General features: G+C 59.2%; 16 protein-coding genes and 1 tRNA gene. 10 read left to right on the top strand and 7 right to left on the bottom strand.

What is annotated here, in order from left to right:
• Positions 1 to 82 precede the first annotated feature (82 nt).
• Complete coding sequence (locus tag FHW37_RS17730; protein WP_145638752.1) at positions 83 to 1,603, bottom strand: glycosyltransferase family 39 protein; 1,521 nt, start codon at positions 1,601 to 1,603, stop codon at positions 83 to 85.
• Between the two features lie 243 nt (positions 1,604 to 1,846).
• On the opposite strand from FHW37_RS17730, the gene FHW37_RS17725 reads away from it, so the two are divergent.
• From FHW37_RS17725 to FHW37_RS17710, 4 genes are all read left to right on the top strand, one after another.
• The gene (locus tag FHW37_RS17725) at positions 1,847 to 2,236 is read left to right on the top strand and encodes an acyl-CoA thioesterase (protein ID WP_145638750.1); all 390 of its coding nucleotides are present in this window, start codon (positions 1,847 to 1,849) and stop codon (positions 2,234 to 2,236) included.
• A 115-nt stretch (positions 2,237 to 2,351) separates the two neighbouring features.
• On the top strand, positions 2,352 to 3,224 hold the full coding sequence (locus tag FHW37_RS17720) for a hypothetical protein (RefSeq protein ID WP_145638748.1): 873 nt from the start codon (positions 2,352 to 2,354) through the stop codon (positions 3,222 to 3,224).
• Positions 3,225 to 3,287: 63 nt separating this feature from the next.
• A complete protein-coding gene (locus tag FHW37_RS17715) occupies positions 3,288 to 4,136 on the top strand; it encodes a hypothetical protein (protein ID WP_145638747.1) in 849 nt (282 codons plus the stop codon).
• Between the two features lie 141 nt (positions 4,137 to 4,277).
• The gene (locus FHW37_RS17710; RefSeq protein ID WP_145638745.1) at positions 4,278 to 4,496 is read left to right on the top strand and encodes a hypothetical protein; all 219 of its coding nucleotides are present in this window, start codon (positions 4,278 to 4,280) and stop codon (positions 4,494 to 4,496) included.
• A gap of 57 nt (positions 4,497 to 4,553) precedes the next feature.
• On the opposite strand, the gene FHW37_RS17705 is transcribed toward FHW37_RS17710, so the two are convergent.
• The 3 genes from FHW37_RS17705 to FHW37_RS17695 form a co-directional block, all read right to left on the bottom strand.
• Positions 4,554 to 4,630: transfer RNA gene (locus FHW37_RS17705), tRNA-Arg, on the bottom strand.
• A 135-nt stretch (positions 4,631 to 4,765) separates the two neighbouring features.
• Positions 4,766 to 6,280, bottom strand: a complete 1,515-nt coding sequence (locus FHW37_RS17700) for an ATP-binding protein (RefSeq protein WP_432442867.1) — start codon at positions 6,278 to 6,280, stop codon at positions 4,766 to 4,768.
• A 151-nt stretch (positions 6,281 to 6,431) separates the two neighbouring features.
• On the bottom strand, positions 6,432 to 8,474 hold the full coding sequence (locus FHW37_RS17695) for a methyl-accepting chemotaxis protein (RefSeq protein WP_186458293.1): 2,043 nt from the start codon (positions 8,472 to 8,474) through the stop codon (positions 6,432 to 6,434).
• A 506-nt stretch (positions 8,475 to 8,980) separates the two neighbouring features.
• On the opposite strand from FHW37_RS17695, the gene rpmH reads away from it, so the two are divergent.
• The 4 genes from rpmH (at position 8,981) to yihA (ending at position 12,277) form a co-directional block, all read left to right on the top strand.
• Entirely contained in the window at positions 8,981 to 9,115 is a 135-nt protein-coding gene (rpmH, locus tag FHW37_RS17690) for a 50S ribosomal protein L34 (RefSeq protein ID WP_092996667.1), read from the top strand.
• 26 nt (positions 9,116 to 9,141) lie between these two features.
• The gene (rnpA, locus tag FHW37_RS17685) at positions 9,142 to 9,555 is read left to right on the top strand and encodes a ribonuclease P protein component (protein WP_145638743.1); all 414 of its coding nucleotides are present in this window, start codon (positions 9,142 to 9,144) and stop codon (positions 9,553 to 9,555) included.
• Positions 9,539 to 11,353, top strand: coding sequence for a membrane protein insertase YidC (gene yidC / locus FHW37_RS17680; RefSeq protein ID WP_145638741.1), 1,815 nt, complete (start codon positions 9,539 to 9,541; stop codon positions 11,351 to 11,353). Before rnpA ends, yidC begins: the two co-directional genes overlap by 17 nt.
• Before the next feature lie 261 nt (positions 11,354 to 11,614).
• Positions 11,615 to 12,277 carry a ribosome biogenesis GTP-binding protein YihA/YsxC gene (yihA, locus tag FHW37_RS17675; protein WP_145638738.1) on the top strand — a complete coding sequence of 221 codons (663 nt, stop codon included), beginning with the start codon at positions 11,615 to 11,617 and terminating at the stop codon, positions 12,275 to 12,277.
• A 75-nt stretch (positions 12,278 to 12,352) separates the two neighbouring features.
• Here yihA and FHW37_RS17670 read toward each other — a convergent pair whose 3' ends face one another.
• The gene (locus FHW37_RS17670; protein WP_145638736.1) at positions 12,353 to 12,910 is read right to left on the bottom strand and encodes a fasciclin domain-containing protein; all 558 of its coding nucleotides are present in this window, start codon (positions 12,908 to 12,910) and stop codon (positions 12,353 to 12,355) included.
• Positions 12,911 to 13,141: 231 nt separating this feature from the next.
• On the opposite strand from FHW37_RS17670, the gene argB reads away from it, so the two are divergent.
• Positions 13,142 to 14,029, top strand: a complete 888-nt coding sequence (argB, locus tag FHW37_RS17665) for an acetylglutamate kinase (protein ID WP_145638733.1) — start codon at positions 13,142 to 13,144, stop codon at positions 14,027 to 14,029.
• A gap of 15 nt (positions 14,030 to 14,044) precedes the next feature.
• Here the strand turns inward: argB and FHW37_RS17660 are convergent, their stop codons facing one another.
• A complete protein-coding gene (locus FHW37_RS17660; protein ID WP_145638732.1) occupies positions 14,045 to 14,818 on the bottom strand; it encodes an isocitrate lyase/PEP mutase family protein in 774 nt (257 codons plus the stop codon).
• A 73-nt stretch (positions 14,819 to 14,891) separates the two neighbouring features.
• Positions 14,892 to 15,794, bottom strand: coding sequence for a DMT family transporter (locus FHW37_RS17655; RefSeq protein ID WP_145638730.1), 903 nt, complete (start codon positions 15,792 to 15,794; stop codon positions 14,892 to 14,894).
• Between the two features lie 106 nt (positions 15,795 to 15,900).
• Here FHW37_RS17655 and FHW37_RS17650 point away from each other — a divergent pair, with 106 nt between their 5' ends.
• Positions 15,901 to 16,614, top strand: a complete 714-nt coding sequence (locus FHW37_RS17650) for a pyrimidine 5'-nucleotidase (RefSeq protein WP_145638728.1) — start codon at positions 15,901 to 15,903, stop codon at positions 16,612 to 16,614.
• The last annotated feature ends 13 nt before the right edge of the window (positions 16,615 to 16,627 follow it).

Here is a 16,627-nt window from a genome sequence, read left to right as displayed (position 1 = left end):
TGATGCGCATTTCCTGCACCTCTCCTCCTACTCAGGCACAAAATACAGCTTGCAGAACCCCTATCCTGATTGAGTTTAGACCCTAGCGCAGCCAGAGATAACGGAAGCTCATTTTTCTATCGCCACCGAAACGGTAAGGCAGGACAACGGTTCTGCTCTCCGACGCAGTGAGGCCGAGTTCGGAGGGCGTGCCGCGCAGATCGACCGCCTTGTCTGCAGCATCTTTGTCGGAAGGCACTTCGATCACCAGAACCGGCGGGCGGATATCTGCAATCGCAATGCCCTTATCGGGGCTATCCGTATTGATGACCGGAACACCCGGAAACTGCAGTCGCATATTGCCGGCGAGATGCATGCCGCGTGCGAGGATAGCGGCCGGGTGATCCTCCTTGCGGATCACCTCCCCTAGATCGGCGAAGGGCATGTTGGTGCGATAGACGGGGCCGCCGAAAGCGGCACCCAGAGTTCTCACCGGTGATGGCAGGAGGCTGACGACCATTACGACGATCAGGAATGGCAGGAGCCGCCGGAAACCACCCTGAAGATCGGCGCCTGCTTTCTCCAGCTTCAGAAGAAGATAAAGCGGCAGGACCAGAAGATAGGGATCAAGCCAGCGCTCGGTGATCTTCGTCGTGCCTGCTACGAGAATGACGAGAACGACACCCGCCAGCGAAAACAGCATCATCAGGCCGAAAAGCCGGGTCCAGCGATCACTGGCTGATGCCGCCGAGCGGACGTCTCGCCGGAAGGCGATCGACAGTGCCACGACGCACAGCGCGCCGAAGGCAAGGCAAGCGGCAATCAACGAGCCGAATGCCTTGATAATGCGCACGACGCCATGCGGCGCATTCGCTTCCACCATCTTGGTCATCGTGCCCCGCGTGGCGAGGTCGAGATTGTCGAGGAGCCAAAGCGCGTGCGGCAGGACGATGGCAATGCTCACCGCAAAGCTGAGAAGCACGAGCGGATGAAACAGTTTTGGCCGCCATTGCCGGTCGCAGAAAACGGCAAGCACGGCCGAGGCGGGCAGAAGCACGAAATTGTATTTCGAGATCGTGCCGATGCCGATCGCGAGCCCAAGAATGGCATAGCCCTGCCAGTCGGCCCGCTGCAGCACCCGGCAAAGCCCGTAGAGGAAAAGCGAGGCCGCCATCAGCACGGCGACTGTGTGGGTGAGATCAAGCTGCGGCATGACGGAGACCTGCGGCAGCGTCACGAGGGCCAGCATGGCAAAGGCAACCAGGACAGGCGAGCGGCGCAGCTCCCAGCCCGCCATGCCGTAAAAGACATAGGCCAGGAACAGGATCAGGAATTTGGGCAGGGCCAGAGAGAAGAGCGAGATGCCCATCAACCCGACCGCGGCATTCTGCACCCAGTTGAAGAAGGGAGGCTGCGGCCCATAGCCGAGAAGCCAATATTGCGAAAACAGCGACTGCTCGGCTTCATCGAGACTCAAGCCGTTCGGCAGTGCGACGCGGATGGCGATGCTGATCACAAAATAGAGGCCGAGAAAAACAACGGCCGGCCAAAATCCCGCAGAAAGGCGATCCGCAAAACCGGCAATGCGCGCGGATTTCTCACTGCCTATCTTGTCACTTACCATGTCCATATGCCCCGACCGCCGGCTTGCCGACAAATTCCGACGCGGCCGACAGGTCCGCGCATGACGATGCCGATGAACAGCAAAATCGGCCAGCAGGCAACCAGAACTGCACAATTGCCAGCTGGGGGCGCGCGCCCTGCCCCGCGCTGATGGAAAAGCAGACCCGACAAATCGGCTGTTGGCGCAAGCGCCGATCTTCTCTAGTTCTGCCAGCGGGAGGCTAGGCAAAAAGGGAACAGAGACATGGAATTGCAGCCGCCGGCTGATATGGAACTGACACTTCGAACGCTGGCAATGCCCGCAGACGCAAATCCGGCAGGCGATATTTTCGGCGGCTGGGTGATGTCACAAATGGATATCGCGGCCTTCGTGCGCGCCAACGAGGCGGCAGGCGGACGCACCGTGACGGTTGCCGTCCATGAAATCGTCTTCAAGAAACCAGTCAAAATCGGCGACACGCTCTGTGTCTATACCCGGATCGAAAAGATAGGCCGCACCTCGATCATGCTGAAGATCGAAGCCTGGACGCGCCGGCACTATGTCGATACCCGCGAAAAGGTCACCGAGGCCGTGTTCGTGATGGTGTCGGTCGACAGCGAGGGCAACCCGCGCCCGGTCAAGAGTGGTGCGTAATTCCTGGTCAGCCTGACAACAGCCTAATACTCTATCCCGATTGTGCAGCTTTCGGGATGGAGCTCTCCGCAGACCCGTTTTGCACCGGGCAAGCTTTCCGCACCCGGTTTTCGAGATGGATGCGAAGGTCACCATGGGTAGGATCCTGTTTTCTCTTCCGGTCACCGAGAGGCCGGATATCGTTCGGCAGCAGATCGAGAACATCAATTATTTCTGCCCGGGATCCCTGATCTGCATTCACATCGCCGCAGGCGCTTCTGCGGGCCGAAGCGAGTTCGAGCACTCCTGCGACTTCGAAAATGTCGTCATCAATCCCTATTCCTATTTATTCGCCCCCGGCGCCGGCATGCTGCATCTGCATGTCAGCAACTTTCTGCACATGCTTGAGACGGGCTCCGAATTCGACACGGTCATGCTGATTTCCGCCGACGAGCTTCTGATAAAGCATGGCCTTTCCGACCATGTTTCGAAACATCCGATCGGCGCCCAGACGGAAGTCTTCGATCTTGCCACGGATTGGAGTGTCTTCCGCGAAGATCTCCTGAAAACCACCGCAATGCAGGGCTTCCTCTCCGGTGTGGAGCTTCCGCTTTATTTTGGCGGCCAGTCGGAAGGTCAGTTCTTCAAGCGGCCGATCTTTTCGCAGCTGACAAGGCTGTTCATCGCGAATTTCCCGATGGCACCTTGCGGATTTCCGATCGAGGAGATCGTTCCCTCGACGATCGCGGCCCGTCACAGCTTCAATGGCATGGATATCGTGCAGCCGGCGACCTTATGCGACTATTGCACAAGGCTGGTGGTGACCGAGGAAATTCTGGCGCAAGTCTTGAGCGGCAAAGGCTCAATCTTTGCAGATCGGTTGCCCGACAGGCTACGATCACCGCATATCGGGACGTCGGTTCTCAAAACAGTGTTCAGCATCAAAATCAGCGAACGCATGACTGCGAGATGGGACATTCGAGCACATATTCGCAGTCTGATGACATAGCGGGGACTGGGGCAAGAAACCTGAAACGGCAGAACTCCCTCCAGATTGGTACCCAGGCAAGAAATGGCAAAGCTTCTCATCTCCCTACCCGTTCATGAAAAGCCGGAGATCGTTCGGGATCAACTGGAGAACATCCGCTATTTCTGCCCGGATGCGACCATTTGTGTGCATGTTTCGGCCGTTGCGACGTCTCCCAAAGACGAATTCCGCAGGCAGTGCGATCTGGAGAACGTACTCGTCAATCCAAGTTCCTACGAGACCGCTTGGTGCGAGGGTTTGATGCACACGCATGTCAGCAACTTCCTGTACGCATTGGAACAGGGATGCGATTTCGACAAGGTCGTACTGCTTTCTTCCAACGAATTGTTGGTTAAGCCGGGCCTTGCGGAATATGCCTCACGGCATTCCATTGCCTGCCAGACGGAAGTTTATGATCACGTTACAGACTGGATGTTCTTTCGTGTGGATATCCTTAGTTCGACGCCGATCCGCAAACTTATCAAGACGCTCGATATGAAGGCTTATTTCGGCGGACAGGCAGAGGGGCAGTTCTATGACAGGCAGATCTTCGCGCATATGGCCCGGCTGTTCATCGATCATTTCCCAATGGGCCCATGCGGATTTCCAAGCGAAGAAGTCGTAACGGCGACGGTTGCCGCGCACTATGCGATGCAAGGCACGGATGTCGCATTGCCCATAACGCTCTGTGATTACTGCACCAATCTTGTCATATCCACGGAACTAATCGATCAGGTGCGAACCGGCACCGGAACGATCTATGCACGCCGCATCCTCAAGGCACTACGAAATCCACATGTCGGCACGTCGGCACTAGGCGGCGTGTTTAGTATCAAACGGATTCCGCGCGAAGATTGTGAATTGCGCCGATATGTGCGCGGGCTAATGGTCTAACCTAAGCCTCTTTTGCGAAGCGTCCCACCCGATCAGCGAACTAAGGCGGGGAGACTTTCAGCGAACACACGTAAAGTGATATATCTTTTCCGGACGCGCCCTTATGGGCGAAGCGATGCGTATGCAAACCGGAGGCACGCAATGTCCGTTATCCAGGAAGAATTATCATCGGCCGTGCCCGCGCATCCGGAGGAAATCAGAGCGGACTACGAGCTTCGCATCGGAAAGCACATCAACCTACGTGCCAGCGCCCGTATAACGCCTGCGGGCGTGATCAGCACGGGTATCGCGGTTGCTGCGATCATCTTGGCAGCAGGTTATCTCGCAACATCAACACGCCGTCGCGGCGAGCCAATATGAGACGCTTTCGTCCCATATAGAGGCCGATATTTATTCAGATTTTTTCAGAAAGAGAAATGGCGCACCCGAAGAGATTCGAACTCCTGACCCCCAGATTCGTAGTCTGGTGCTCTATCCAGCTGAGCTACGGGTGCGTCTGCGACGGTCATTTCCGTCTGCGTGGCGATCCTCTAAAGGGTGCCGCGGAGGATTGCAAGCGGTTTTACCGAAAGAAATGTCACCCGAGTGTCATTTATTTTATAAACCATTGATTTCAAAAGATATTTCAATCATGCCCGAACCCGGTAGTCATCCAGGGAAACCGGACGGTCGGGAATTTCGATGCGGAACTGGGTGCCGGGCGTCGCTTTTTCGACGAGCGCAATGGTGCCGCCATGGGCAAGAACAAGCTCTCTGGCGATGACAAGGCCAAGTCCGGTGCCGCCAGAGCGGGCGGAGCCGCGGAAAGCCGAGAAGAGGTTCTCACGGGCCTTGCGCGGCATGCCGGGGCCGGTGTCGTCGACGACGATGTTGACGACGCTGCCGACCCTGTGCGCCGTGACGGTGATGCGCCGCGCAATCGACCGATCCGTCGGTTCGAAGGAGACCAGCGCCTGCAGCGCATTGCGGCAGAGATTGTGGATGACGCGGAAGAGCTGCTCGCTATCGCAATCCACTTCCAGCTCGGCGGCGATCTGGTCATTGAACTCGATGCCGCCATCCGGATCGAGCGCCATCAGCTCGCGCACTTCCAGGCAGAGATCGGCAAGCCGCACGAGCCGGCGGCGCGGAGCAGCCTCGGATGCCTGTCCATAGGCCAGGACCTCGCTCGTATAGCCGACGGCGCGGTCGATCGTGCGCAGGAGTTTCGGTGCGAAGCTGCGCACCATCGGATCCTCGACATCGGTCAGGCGGTCGGACATCAGCTGCGCCGAGGCGAGAATGTTGCGCATGTCGTGATTGATCTTCGAGACGGCGAGGCCGAGGTCGGCGAGATTGCGCTGCTGCTTCAAGGTGCGCTGCAGCTCGGTCTGCATGGCGGAGAGATGCCGGCCTGCGACGGCGAGCTCACCGCGCGAACTGTCCGGCGCAAAGACGCGTGACGGGTCCTCCGGCTGTTCGGAAAAACGTTGCATGCCGAGTGTGAGCCGGCGGATCGGCATGATCATCATGCGATTGATGGCAAGGAAGATCAGGATCGCCGTGATCAGCGAAATTACCAGCGACAGGATGAACATGATCTTCGAATATTTGAACATGTCCTTGCGCAGGGCATCGTCGGTCATGACCAGTTCGATGATCATGTCGCTATCGCCGATGGGGCCGAAAACGCGCATGACGCGCCCGCCCCCGAAAAACAGCGTGTCCAGCGCATCGCCCATCGTGGTCAGAAGCGGCGTATCGGCCAGATCATATTGTTCATCGACCTGCGGCGGCACTTCGATTGCGGCCAGAAGGCGCGAGGTGCCGTCCTTGCGCAGGGCGATAACCTTGGTGCCGGTTGCAAGCAAAGTGTCGTTCTGCACTGCGCGGGGCAATTCTGCCGGCTGAAGACCGTCGATGACGATGCCGGCAGCAGCGGCTGTGTCCAGCTTGTCGCGCAGCCAGTTCATCCGCATGCCCGCGATCAGCGGCATGAAAATCAGGATTTCGGCGAGCATGACGAATACGACGGTCAGCCATAGAAGCCGGCCGGACAGCCCCCGAAAGAGGCGCGGCATCTGATATGCTGCGGCCGCATTGGCCATGGCCGCCGCCTGTCCGGCAGCGTCAGCCTCATCTTCCGTGCGGTTTGCAAACTTCATCATGCACATCCAGCGCCTCATTGCCGGCGACAATGAACCTCGGCACATATTAGCCTGATAACGGTTTTTTGCCAGCATTTTGCGCGACGCACAAAAAACAGGGCGGCCCAATCTGTGGACCGCCCTGTTGTCTTGTCAGTAATACTTCAGATCAGAATTCTTCCCAATCCTGGTCGGCAGCCGTTGCAGCAGCGGCCTGACCACCACCGAATGCGCGGGCCAGCTTGCCGGCCATTGCCCGGATCGGCGTCTTTGCCGGAGCGTGCCTGTTCGCACCGGTGCCTGCCGAAACCACCGAAGGACGGGACGGCTGGCGGCTTGAAGAGGTTCCTGTGTCACTGCCGATGCGGAAATGCGAGACGAGCTCGAACAGATTGTCGGCCTCGCCGGAGAGTTTGGACGTCGCAGCCGAGGTTTCCTCGACCATGGCGGCGTTTTGCTGCGTTACCTGGTCCATCTGGTTGACGGCGGTATTGACCTCCGCCAGACCCGTCGCCTGCTCACGGGATGCCGTGGCGATCGAGGTGATATGGTCGTTGATGCGGATGACGCGGCTCTCGATATCGCTCAAGGCCTCGCCGGTCTTCTGGACCAGCTGCACGCCACCGGCCACCTCGTCTCCGGACTTGGCAATCAGTGCCTTGATATCCTTGGCGGCACTTGCGGAGCGTTGGGCAAGCTCACGGACTTCCTGCGCGACGACCGCAAAGCCCTTGCCGGCCTCACCCGCACGGGCGGCTTCGACGCCGGCGTTGAGGGCCAGAAGATTGGTCTGAAAGGCGATCTCGTCGATGACATTGGTGATCTGGGCGATCTCGCGAGATGCCTGCTCGATCCGGCCCATGGCATCGACAGCATTGCGGACGACGGCGCCGGACTGGACGGCACTTTCCTTGGCCTCGCCCACCATGACGGTCGCTTCCTGGGCACGTTCGGTCGAGGTCCGGACAACGGCGGTGATCTGGTCAAGCGCGGCAGAGGTCTCTTCCAGAGCAGCAGCCTGCTGTTCGGTGCGTTTGGAAAGATCGTTGGTCGCGGCACTCAGCTCCGAGGCGCCACCATTGATCGAGCCGGTTGCCTGACGGACATTGGCCATCGTATTGGCCAGCGTCCCCATGGCGGAATTGACGTTTTCCTGCAGCTCGGCGAATGCGCCCTTGAACTGGCCGCGCATGCTGTCGCTGAGATCGCCGTCGGCGAGGCTGCGGACGACGCGGCGGGTTTCGGACACGCCGCCATCGACGCTCGAAAGCAGCTGATCGACGTTGCGAGCAAAGAGGTCGAGGCTTTCTTCGCCCCATTGCTTGTCGATACGGCGGGTAAAGTCGCCCTCGACGGCAGCGCCGACCACGGCCGACATGCGCGACTGAAGATCATCGCTCTTGGCGCGCATCGCCGAATCCGACTGGTTCATGCGGGCGACTTCGAGGCCGTTCTTCTTGAAGACTTCAACGGCGGCAGCCATGTCGCCGATCTCGTCCTTGCGGCCGGAAGACGGGATCGTCGTCTGGTAATCCCCTTCGGCCAGCGATTTCATCGAGGCCGTCAGGTCGAGGATCGGCTGGCTGATCTGCCGGCGCCCGAGATAAAGGCCGGCACCCAGTCCGCCCGCGACACCGACCAGCGTGGCAAACAGCACGCCATAGAAGATCACGTCGCCGAAATTGTCGATCTCCTTGCTCAGGACGTCGAGCTCATTCTGGTCAGCCTGAACGATGCCATCAATCTCGGCCTGATAGGCCTTGCGGTTGGCGCGGTTGGCGTCATTGTTGCCCTGCACATTGGCTGCTTCCGGGCCTTCGACCTGACCAAGGCGGACGGTTTCAGAACGGAAGGCCTTGAACTCCTGGAAACGGGCGGTCAGCTTGTCGAACGCGTCCCGCTGGCCCGCCGGAATTTTCGGCTTCCAGTCGGCGATGAGCTTTTCGATCTCACCGAGCGACTTCAAAACCCCTTCCCCAAAAGGTTTTGCGGCTGCCGTATCCTTGGCGGCATAGATACCGCGGGCGTCCATGACAACGGCGGTCACGAGGCGATTGAGATGTTCCCCGTTATAGGCGCGGTCCGATACATTGGCGTAGGCATCCGCAAGACTGTTATATTTGCTTACGGAAAAGAGCGACAAGCCACCCAGAACGCAGGCAACAAGGCTCATCGACCCGACAAGCAGGGTTATTTTGGCTCTGATCTTCACACTGTCATTCCTTTGCAAACAACAAACACAGGAAAAACCGACAGCGTCAGCCAATCCCCCTCATCATTGCTAAAAATAACAGCCGGTCGTTAATAATCATTGAGTAGCAATTGTCATCTATCTGAGCATATGCGCGCGAAAATCTACCAAACATCGTCGAATATTACTTTCAACGGTCTCCAAAATTGCGCTTCTGCAGCTAAATACGAATTATTATCCCTCATTTGCCGGAGACCTTAAATACAGACCGATTGTCACAATCATTAATACGTATGATCAAATTTTACTATTTAAAGTCGATGCGGATTGATCGCGAGTTGTGACTGCTCAATGCCCGGCGCTGCCTGATTGACTTTTCCGCCCTCTTCCCGCATAAGCCGCGCACGTTCAGCTCCAGCCGGCTCGCACGCGTGCGGTCGCTTGCGCAGAACGTTTTTCCGAAACGCTCTTGCATCCCATAAGGGAAGCAAACTTCAAGAAGGGCCGCACACCGCGGCATTAAAAAAATGAAGCGTACCTACCAACCGTCCAAGCTTGTCCGCAAGCGTCGTCATGGATTCCGCGCCCGTATGGCCACCAAGGGTGGACAGAAGGTTCTTGCTGCCCGTCGTGCACGCGGCCGCGCTCGTCTCTCGGCCTAAGGCCGAGATGCCCGATTGAACGGGCGATGACGATCGAAACGAAATCCAAAAAAACTGTCGGGCGGCTGAAAAGCCGGCCGCAGTTTCTTGCCGTGCGCACTGGCGAAAGCCGCCGCGGCCGGACCTTTCTTCTTGAGGTCCTCGACAGACACGAGCCGGAGGAGCCTCCGCGCGTCGGATTTACCGTTACCAAGAAACATGGCAACGCGGTGGAACGCAACCGCATGCGCCGCCGGCTGAAGGCCGCGGTGACGCAGTCTGCCGGGTTTGCAATGGAGAACGGACACGACTATGTCATTGTCGCGCGGCGGGAGGTGCTGACCACGCCCTTTGCCGAAATCACCGCCCGGCTCGTCGAGCGGATCAAGAACAAGGCCGACACACGCAAGCCCGGTCCGAGGAGACCTGTTCCAGGAAAGCATGATGGAAAAGAACCGTAATTACTTCATCGCGATCGCGCTTTCAGTCGTGATCGTCCTTGCCTGGCAGTTCCTCTACATGAACCCGAGGATGGAAGCGCAGCGGCGCGCCGACGAAGCGCTGCAGGCGCAACAGGCGCAGCAGCAGGACGCCGCCAAGAAGGGCCAGCCGATGACGCTGGACGGCATCAACTCGGCTGTTACGACCGGCAACCTGCCCGGCCAGACCCAGGCTGAAGCGACCGCGACCCGCGAACAGGCGCTTTCCAAGTCGCCGCGCATCGCGATCGACACGCCGGCGGTTTCCGGCTCCATCAATCTGGTTGGCGCACGCTTTGATGACCTGAAGCTGCGCGAATATCACGAGACCGTCGACGACTCGAGCCCGATCATCACGCTGTTCTCGCCGGCCGATACCAAGGACGGTTATTTCACCGAACTCGGTTATGTCGGCAACGAAGCAAGCGGCGCAGTTCCCGGCCCCGGCACGCGCTGGACCGCCGCAGACGGCCAGAAGCTGACCCATGAAACGCCGGTGACGCTGACCTATACGAACGACAAGGGCATCGTCTTCACCCGCAAGATCTCGATCGACGAGCACTACATGCTTTCGGTCGCCGACAAGATCGACAATACGACCGGCGCACCGGTTTCGCTCGCTTCCTATGGCCGCGTGACCCGCTACAACAAGCCGGTCACGCCTGCCGTCTGGGTCATTCACGAAGGTTTCCTCGGCGTTGCCGGCAAGGATGGCAGCCTCAGCGAACACACCTACGCGAATATCGAAAAGGAAGCCGTCACCAGCGACAAGGCGACCGGCGGCTGGCTCGGCATTACCGACAAGTACTGGGCCTCGACGATCGTGCCGCCGCAGGCGACACCTTACCAGTCGCGGTTCACCCATTTCACCGACGGCCAGCCGCGTTACCAGGCCGACTACAAGGGTGACGACTTCATCGTTCAGCCCGGCCAGTCGAGCGAGATGACGAACCTCGTTTTCGCCGGCGCCAAGGAAGTGCCGCTGATCGATGCCTATGTCGATCAGTATTCCATCCCGCATTTCGACCTGATGATCGACTGGGGCTGGTTCTACTTCATCACCAAGCCGATGTTCAAACTGATGGACTTCTTCTTCCGTCACGTCGGCAATTTCGGTGTTGCGATCCTGCTGACCACCGTCGTCGTCAAGCTCGTGTTCTTCCCGCTCGCCAGCAAGCAGTACAAGTCGATGGCGAACATGAAGCGCATGCAGCCGAAGATGGAAGAGCTGAAGGCCAAGCACGGCGACGACCGCATGGCCCTGCAGCAGGCCATGATGGCGCTCTACAAGGAAGAGAAGATCAACCCGATCGCCGGCTGCTGGCCCGTGGTCCTGCAGATCCCGATCTTCTTCTCGCTCTACAAGGTCATCTACACGACGATCGAAATGCGTCATGCGCCTTTCTTCGGCTGGATCCAGGACCTTTCTGCGCCGGACCCAACATCGCTGTTCAACCTGTTCGGCCTCTTGCCTTACGACGTGCCGCATTTCATGCTGATCGGCGTGTGGCCGATCGTCATGGGCATCACGATGTTCCTACAGATGCGCATGAACCCGACGCCGCCGGATCCGACCCAGGCCGCCATCTTCACCTGGATGCCGCTGATCTTCACTTACATGCTGGCATCCTTCCCGGCCGGCCTCGTCATCTACTGGGCCTGGAACAACACGCTGTCCGTCACCCAGCAGGCGATCATCATGAAGCGCCACGGCGCCAAGATCGAGCTGTTCGACAACCTGAAGGGCGTATTCAAGCGAAAGCCCGCGGCGACAAAATGATCTTCAAAACCCCGCTTCGGCGGGGTTTTTCATTTAAGACATTGAAGATTGCCCCTCATCCGGCTGCCGCCACCTTCTCCCCGTTCTGACGGGGCGAAGGGATATGCCGTCCCCTCCCCACACCCCTTGGATGCCGAATGAGGCAGGTCCCCTCTCCCCGCCTGCGGGGAGAGGGCTAGGGTGAGGGGCAATCGTCCGCTTGACATTATCGGCCAAAACCCCGAATCCCTGCCTTTCCAGACGTAACAGGACGACGACATCATGCCCGCAGACAAGAACATGGACGACAAGCCGCTGTTCGGCCGCCCCTGGATCTTTATCCGCGGCGTTCCGTCGATGAAATTCTTGCCGCCGGAAGGCCCCCTCGAAGTGGCTTTCGCCGGCCGCTCGAATGTCGGTAAGTCGTCGCTGATCAATGCGTTGGTTGGCCACAAGGGGCTTGCCCGCACATCCAACACGCCGGGCCGAACGCAGGAGCTCAACTATTTCGTTCCGGACGGTTATTCCGGCGAAGGCAAGGACTTGCCGCCGATGGCGCTGGTCGACATGCCTGGTTACGGCTACGCCAAGGCGCCGAAGGAAAATGTCGATGCCTGGACGAAGCTCGTCTTCGACTATCTGCGCGGCCGCGCGACGCTGAAGCGCGTCTATGTGCTGATCGACAGCCGGCATGGCGTGAAGAAGAACGACGAGGAAGTTCTGGACTTGCTCGACAAGGCGGCCGTTTCCTATCAGCTGGTTCTGACCAAGACCGACAAGATCAAGGATCCGGCCGTGCCGAAGCTCGTGGCCGAGACGCTGGAAAAAATCCGCAAGCGGCCTGCCGCCTATCCGGTCGTGCTCTCGACCTCGTCGGAAAAGGGTGCCGGCCTCGACGAGTTGCGCCAGGCGATCGTCGAAACGGTCGGCTATCAGACGAACTGAAAAGAGATCCGGTCACTCAAGGGCGATGAGCGACCGGATCATTGTAAGGGCGGTTATTGTTGTGGGGCGTCGCCCTTACATTTTCGGCAGAAGAACCTTGTCGATGACATGAATGACGCCGTTCGACTGCTTGACGTCGGCGATCGTCACATGCGCCACGCCGCCGGTTTCATCGGTGAGGGTGATCTTGCCCATGCTTTCCTTGGCCTTCAGAATGCAGCCACCGACCGTCTTGACGTCATGGGTACCCTTGTCGTCCTTGATCATCTTCTCGATGGTCTTCGACATGGCATCGGCCGCGACGACGTGGCAGGTCAGAATCTTGGTCAGCTGCGCCTTGTTTTCCGGCTTCAGCAAGGTTTCGACGGTGCCCTTGGGCAGGGCGGCAAAAGCTTCATTGGTCGGTGCGAAGACCGTGAACGGTCCCTTGCCCTGCAGGGTATCGACCAGGCCCGCAGCCTTGACGGCGGCGACGAGCGTCGTGTGATCCTTGGAGTTCACGGCATTTTCGATGATGTTCTTGTTGGCATACATCGGAGCGCCACCGACTTTCGGATTGGCGGCATAGGCGCCGGCAGCAGTGGCGGAGATGGCAGCAGCGACCGTGATCGCGCGGATTGCGGATTTCAGCATGACGTTCTCTTCCTCTTTTATCGCCCCGGCGCGGATGCGCACCTCCCAGGCGTCACGTCCCTCATTCAGGGATCAGGACAAGAGACGAAGCCGACAGAAAATTAGTTTCAGGGCCGCAAAAGATTTCTGCCGCAAAAATGCCTTGCCGATTTCGGCAAAAGACGCGGCGCGATTATTTCCTCTGTCAAGAACTTGGGTTAAAAGGCCCCACTCATCATTCAGGGGTACCTCATGACGGCTTCCGAAAGCGAACTTCAGGCTCAGCTTCTGGCGCAGGCGCTGCCTTACATGCAGCGTTACGAGAACAAGACGATCGTCGTAAAATACGGCGGCCATGCCATGGGCGATTCGACGCTCGGCAAGGCCTTTGCCGCCGATATCGCGCTTCTCAAGCAGTCGGGCGTCAACCCGATCGTCGTGCATGGCGGCGGCCCGCAGATCGGCGCCATGCTGACCAAGATGGGCATCGAATCGAAGTTCGAAGGCGGGTTGCGTGTTACCGACGCCAAGACGGTCGAGATCGTCGAAATGGTCCTGGCCGGCTCGATCAACAAGGAAATCGTCGCTCTCATCAACCAGACCGGCGAATGGGCGATCGGCCTGTGCGGCAAGGACGGCAACATGGTGTTTGCCGAAAAGGCCAAGAAGACCGTGGTCGATCCCGACAGCAATATCGAGCGCGTGCTCGATCTCGGCTTCGTCGGTGAAGTGGTCGAGGTCGACCGCACCCTGCTCGACCTGCTCGCCAAGTCGGAAATGATCCCGGTCATCGCCCCGGTCGCCCCCGGCCGTGACGGCGCCACCTACAATATCAATGCCGACACGTTTGCCGGCGCGATCGCCGGCGCGCTGAACGCGACGCGCCTTCTCTTCCTCACCGACGTTCCGGGCGTGCTCGACAAGGACAAGAACCTGATCAAGGAACTGACCGTCTCGCAGGCGCAGGCGCTGATCAAGGACGGCACGATTTCCGGCGGCATGATCCCCAAGGTCGAGACCTGCATCGACGCGATCAAGGCCGGCGTCCAGGGCGTCGTCATTCTCAATGGCAAGACCGCCCATTCGGTCCTGCTCGAGATCTTCACCGAACACGGTGCCGGCACGCTGATCGTTCCCTGATCAGCGGAGCCGCAATCAGGCCGTGGCGGAAAACACCGCCGCGGCTTCTTCCTGCAGCCTGGCCATCATCGCCCGATAGGGACCGGGACCATAGCTGACGCGGCCGACACCGAGTTCGGCCAGCCTCTTCGGCGCAGAAACGCCACCCATCATCATGATATTGACCGGAAGCTCCACCGCCTCGCAGAGCTTTGCGATCAACGCGTCATCGGCAAGACCCGGTGCGAAAAAGCCGCTTGCCCCAGCCGACGCGTAGGTTTTTGCACGGGAAATCGCCTCATCGAGCAGACCGGCATGCCGGCTCTGGTCGCTTTCCTTGAGAAAGAGGTCAGTACGGGCATTGATGAAGAACGGGATGCCGCGCTGGTCTGAAAGCGCACGAACGGCTTCGATGCGCTTGGCCTGGACACCAGCCGGATAGATGCCGGAGCCACCGACCACCTGATCCTCGAAATTCATGCCGACCGCACCGGTATCGATCAGCTTTCCGACGTTTACTGCAAGCGCCTGCGGATCCTCCGCATAACCGCCTTCGAAATCGACGGAGAGCGGCAGGCTGACTGCCGCGGTGATGGACCTTGCCGTCGCAAGCAGAGCTTCAAGCGGCAGCTTTTCGCCATCCGCATAACCTTTCGATGCGGCGACCGACCAGCTGCCAGTGCCGAGCGCCTTGGCGCCAGCATCGCCGACGGCCTTGGCCGTGCCGGCATCCCAGATATTGTAGATGATGACCGGGTTGCCCTTCTGGTGAAGGGCGCCGAATTCAACTGCTTTCTGTTTCTGAGACATGGATGGTCCTCCTATTTGTTTGTCGCCATTCTAGCGCGGCGGGACGCCGCTGCCGATGAAAATCCGACTACGGTCAGGAAAAGAGCAGGCCCAGAATGCCGCAGACGATCAGCAGGCAGCCTGCGAATTCCATGCGGTTCACCCGCTCATGGAAGAGGAAATAGGAGGCCATGAAGGTGAAGACGAGCTCGATCTGGCCGAGCGCGCGGACATAGGCGACCTGCTGCAGGGTCATGGCCGTGAACCAGCCGGCTGAGCCCAGCACACCGGCGAGGCCAACCAGCGCCGAGGAGCGCCAGGTGACAATGACCTGGACAATCTCGCGCTTGTCCTTCCAGAGCATCCAGATGAGCATGAAGGCCGTCTGGAAGGTCGTGACGCAGGCAAGCGTGACGGCCGCCTGCATGACCGGGCCGGGACCGCCGAGTGCGAGGGCCGCACTGCGATAGGCGACCGCGGAAATCCCGAAGACCGCGCCGGAGGCAATGCCGATCAGCGCCGTGCGACCGGTGAGCGCCACGACCAGATTGCGCCAGGAGACCGGCATGCGCGCCATCGAGATCAGCATGACGCCAAAAACGCCGACGATGATCGCAACGATCGAGCCGGGTGTGAGCTTCTCGCCGAGCAGAATGAAACCGAAGATCGCCGCCTGCACCGGCTCCGTCTTCGAATAGGCCGTGCCGACCGCGAAATTCCTAAGTGAGAAGAGATAGACGAGCAGCATGGTCGCAAAGATCTGCGCCAGACCGCCGATCACCGACCAGACAGCGAATTCGACGTTCAGCGCCGGGAAGGCGTAACCGACGAAAAAATGCAGCGACATCACGTAAAGGATCGCCACCGGAAAACCGTAACCGAAGCGCACGAAGCTCGCCGCGCGGGTGCCGAGCTTGCCCTGCAGGTGTTTCTGCAGCGCCGAGCGCAGGTTCTGGCAGAAGGCTGCGAATATGGTGATGGGGATCCAGAGTTCCATTTTCCGGCGGTAACACGCGTTTCCGCAGCCGGCCAAGGTCGCCGAGGCGCAAAAATGTTCGCCCTGCCGATTTTCTTTAAGGCTCGCCCGGTGCATAAGGCTTGGCATGGATAAAAAGCCGAAGACCTCGCCCGAACCCGCCGATTTCGCCCATGTCCGTGACTGGGTTTTCGATCTCGACAACACGCTCTATCCGCATCACGTCGACCTGTTCTCGCAGATCGACAAGAACATGACGGCCTATGTGCAGCAATTGCTGCAGCTGGAGCGGGACGAGGCGCGCGCGCTTCAGAAAAGCTATTATCACGAGCATGGCACGACCCTGCAGGGGCTGATGCTGCACCATAATATCGATCCGGACGACTTTCTCGAAAAGGCGCATGCGATCGATTATTCGGCGCTTCTGCCGCATCCGGAACTGGGTGCGGCGATCAAGGCTCTGCCCGGCCGTAAATTCATCTTCACCAATGGCAGCGTTCCGCATGCCGAGGCTGCGGCGCGGGCGCTCGGCATTCTCGACAACTTCGACGACATCTTTGATATCGTCGCAGCCGGGTATCTGCCAAAGCCGGCGGGCGCGACCTATGACAAGTTTGCGAGCCTGCACCGGGTCGATACGAAGAACGCCGCCATGTTTGAGGACCTGCCGCGCAACCTTCTGGTTCCACGCGCGCTTGGCATGAAAACCGTGCTTCTGGTGCCGCGCAATCTCGATACGGTCGTCATGGAACGCTGGGAAAAGCCGACCGACGAGGACGATCATATCGACTACGTGACAGACGATCTGGCGGCGTTTCTCACCGGTCTGCAGGCCGCCTGAAGTTCATCCGGCC

Source organism: Neorhizobium alkalisoli (assembly GCF_007829835.1).
Lineage (GTDB): Bacteria > Pseudomonadota > Alphaproteobacteria > Rhizobiales > Rhizobiaceae > Neorhizobium.
Note: the sequence above shows the minus strand (reverse complement) of the source record. Positions and strands in the feature narration are given on the sequence as shown.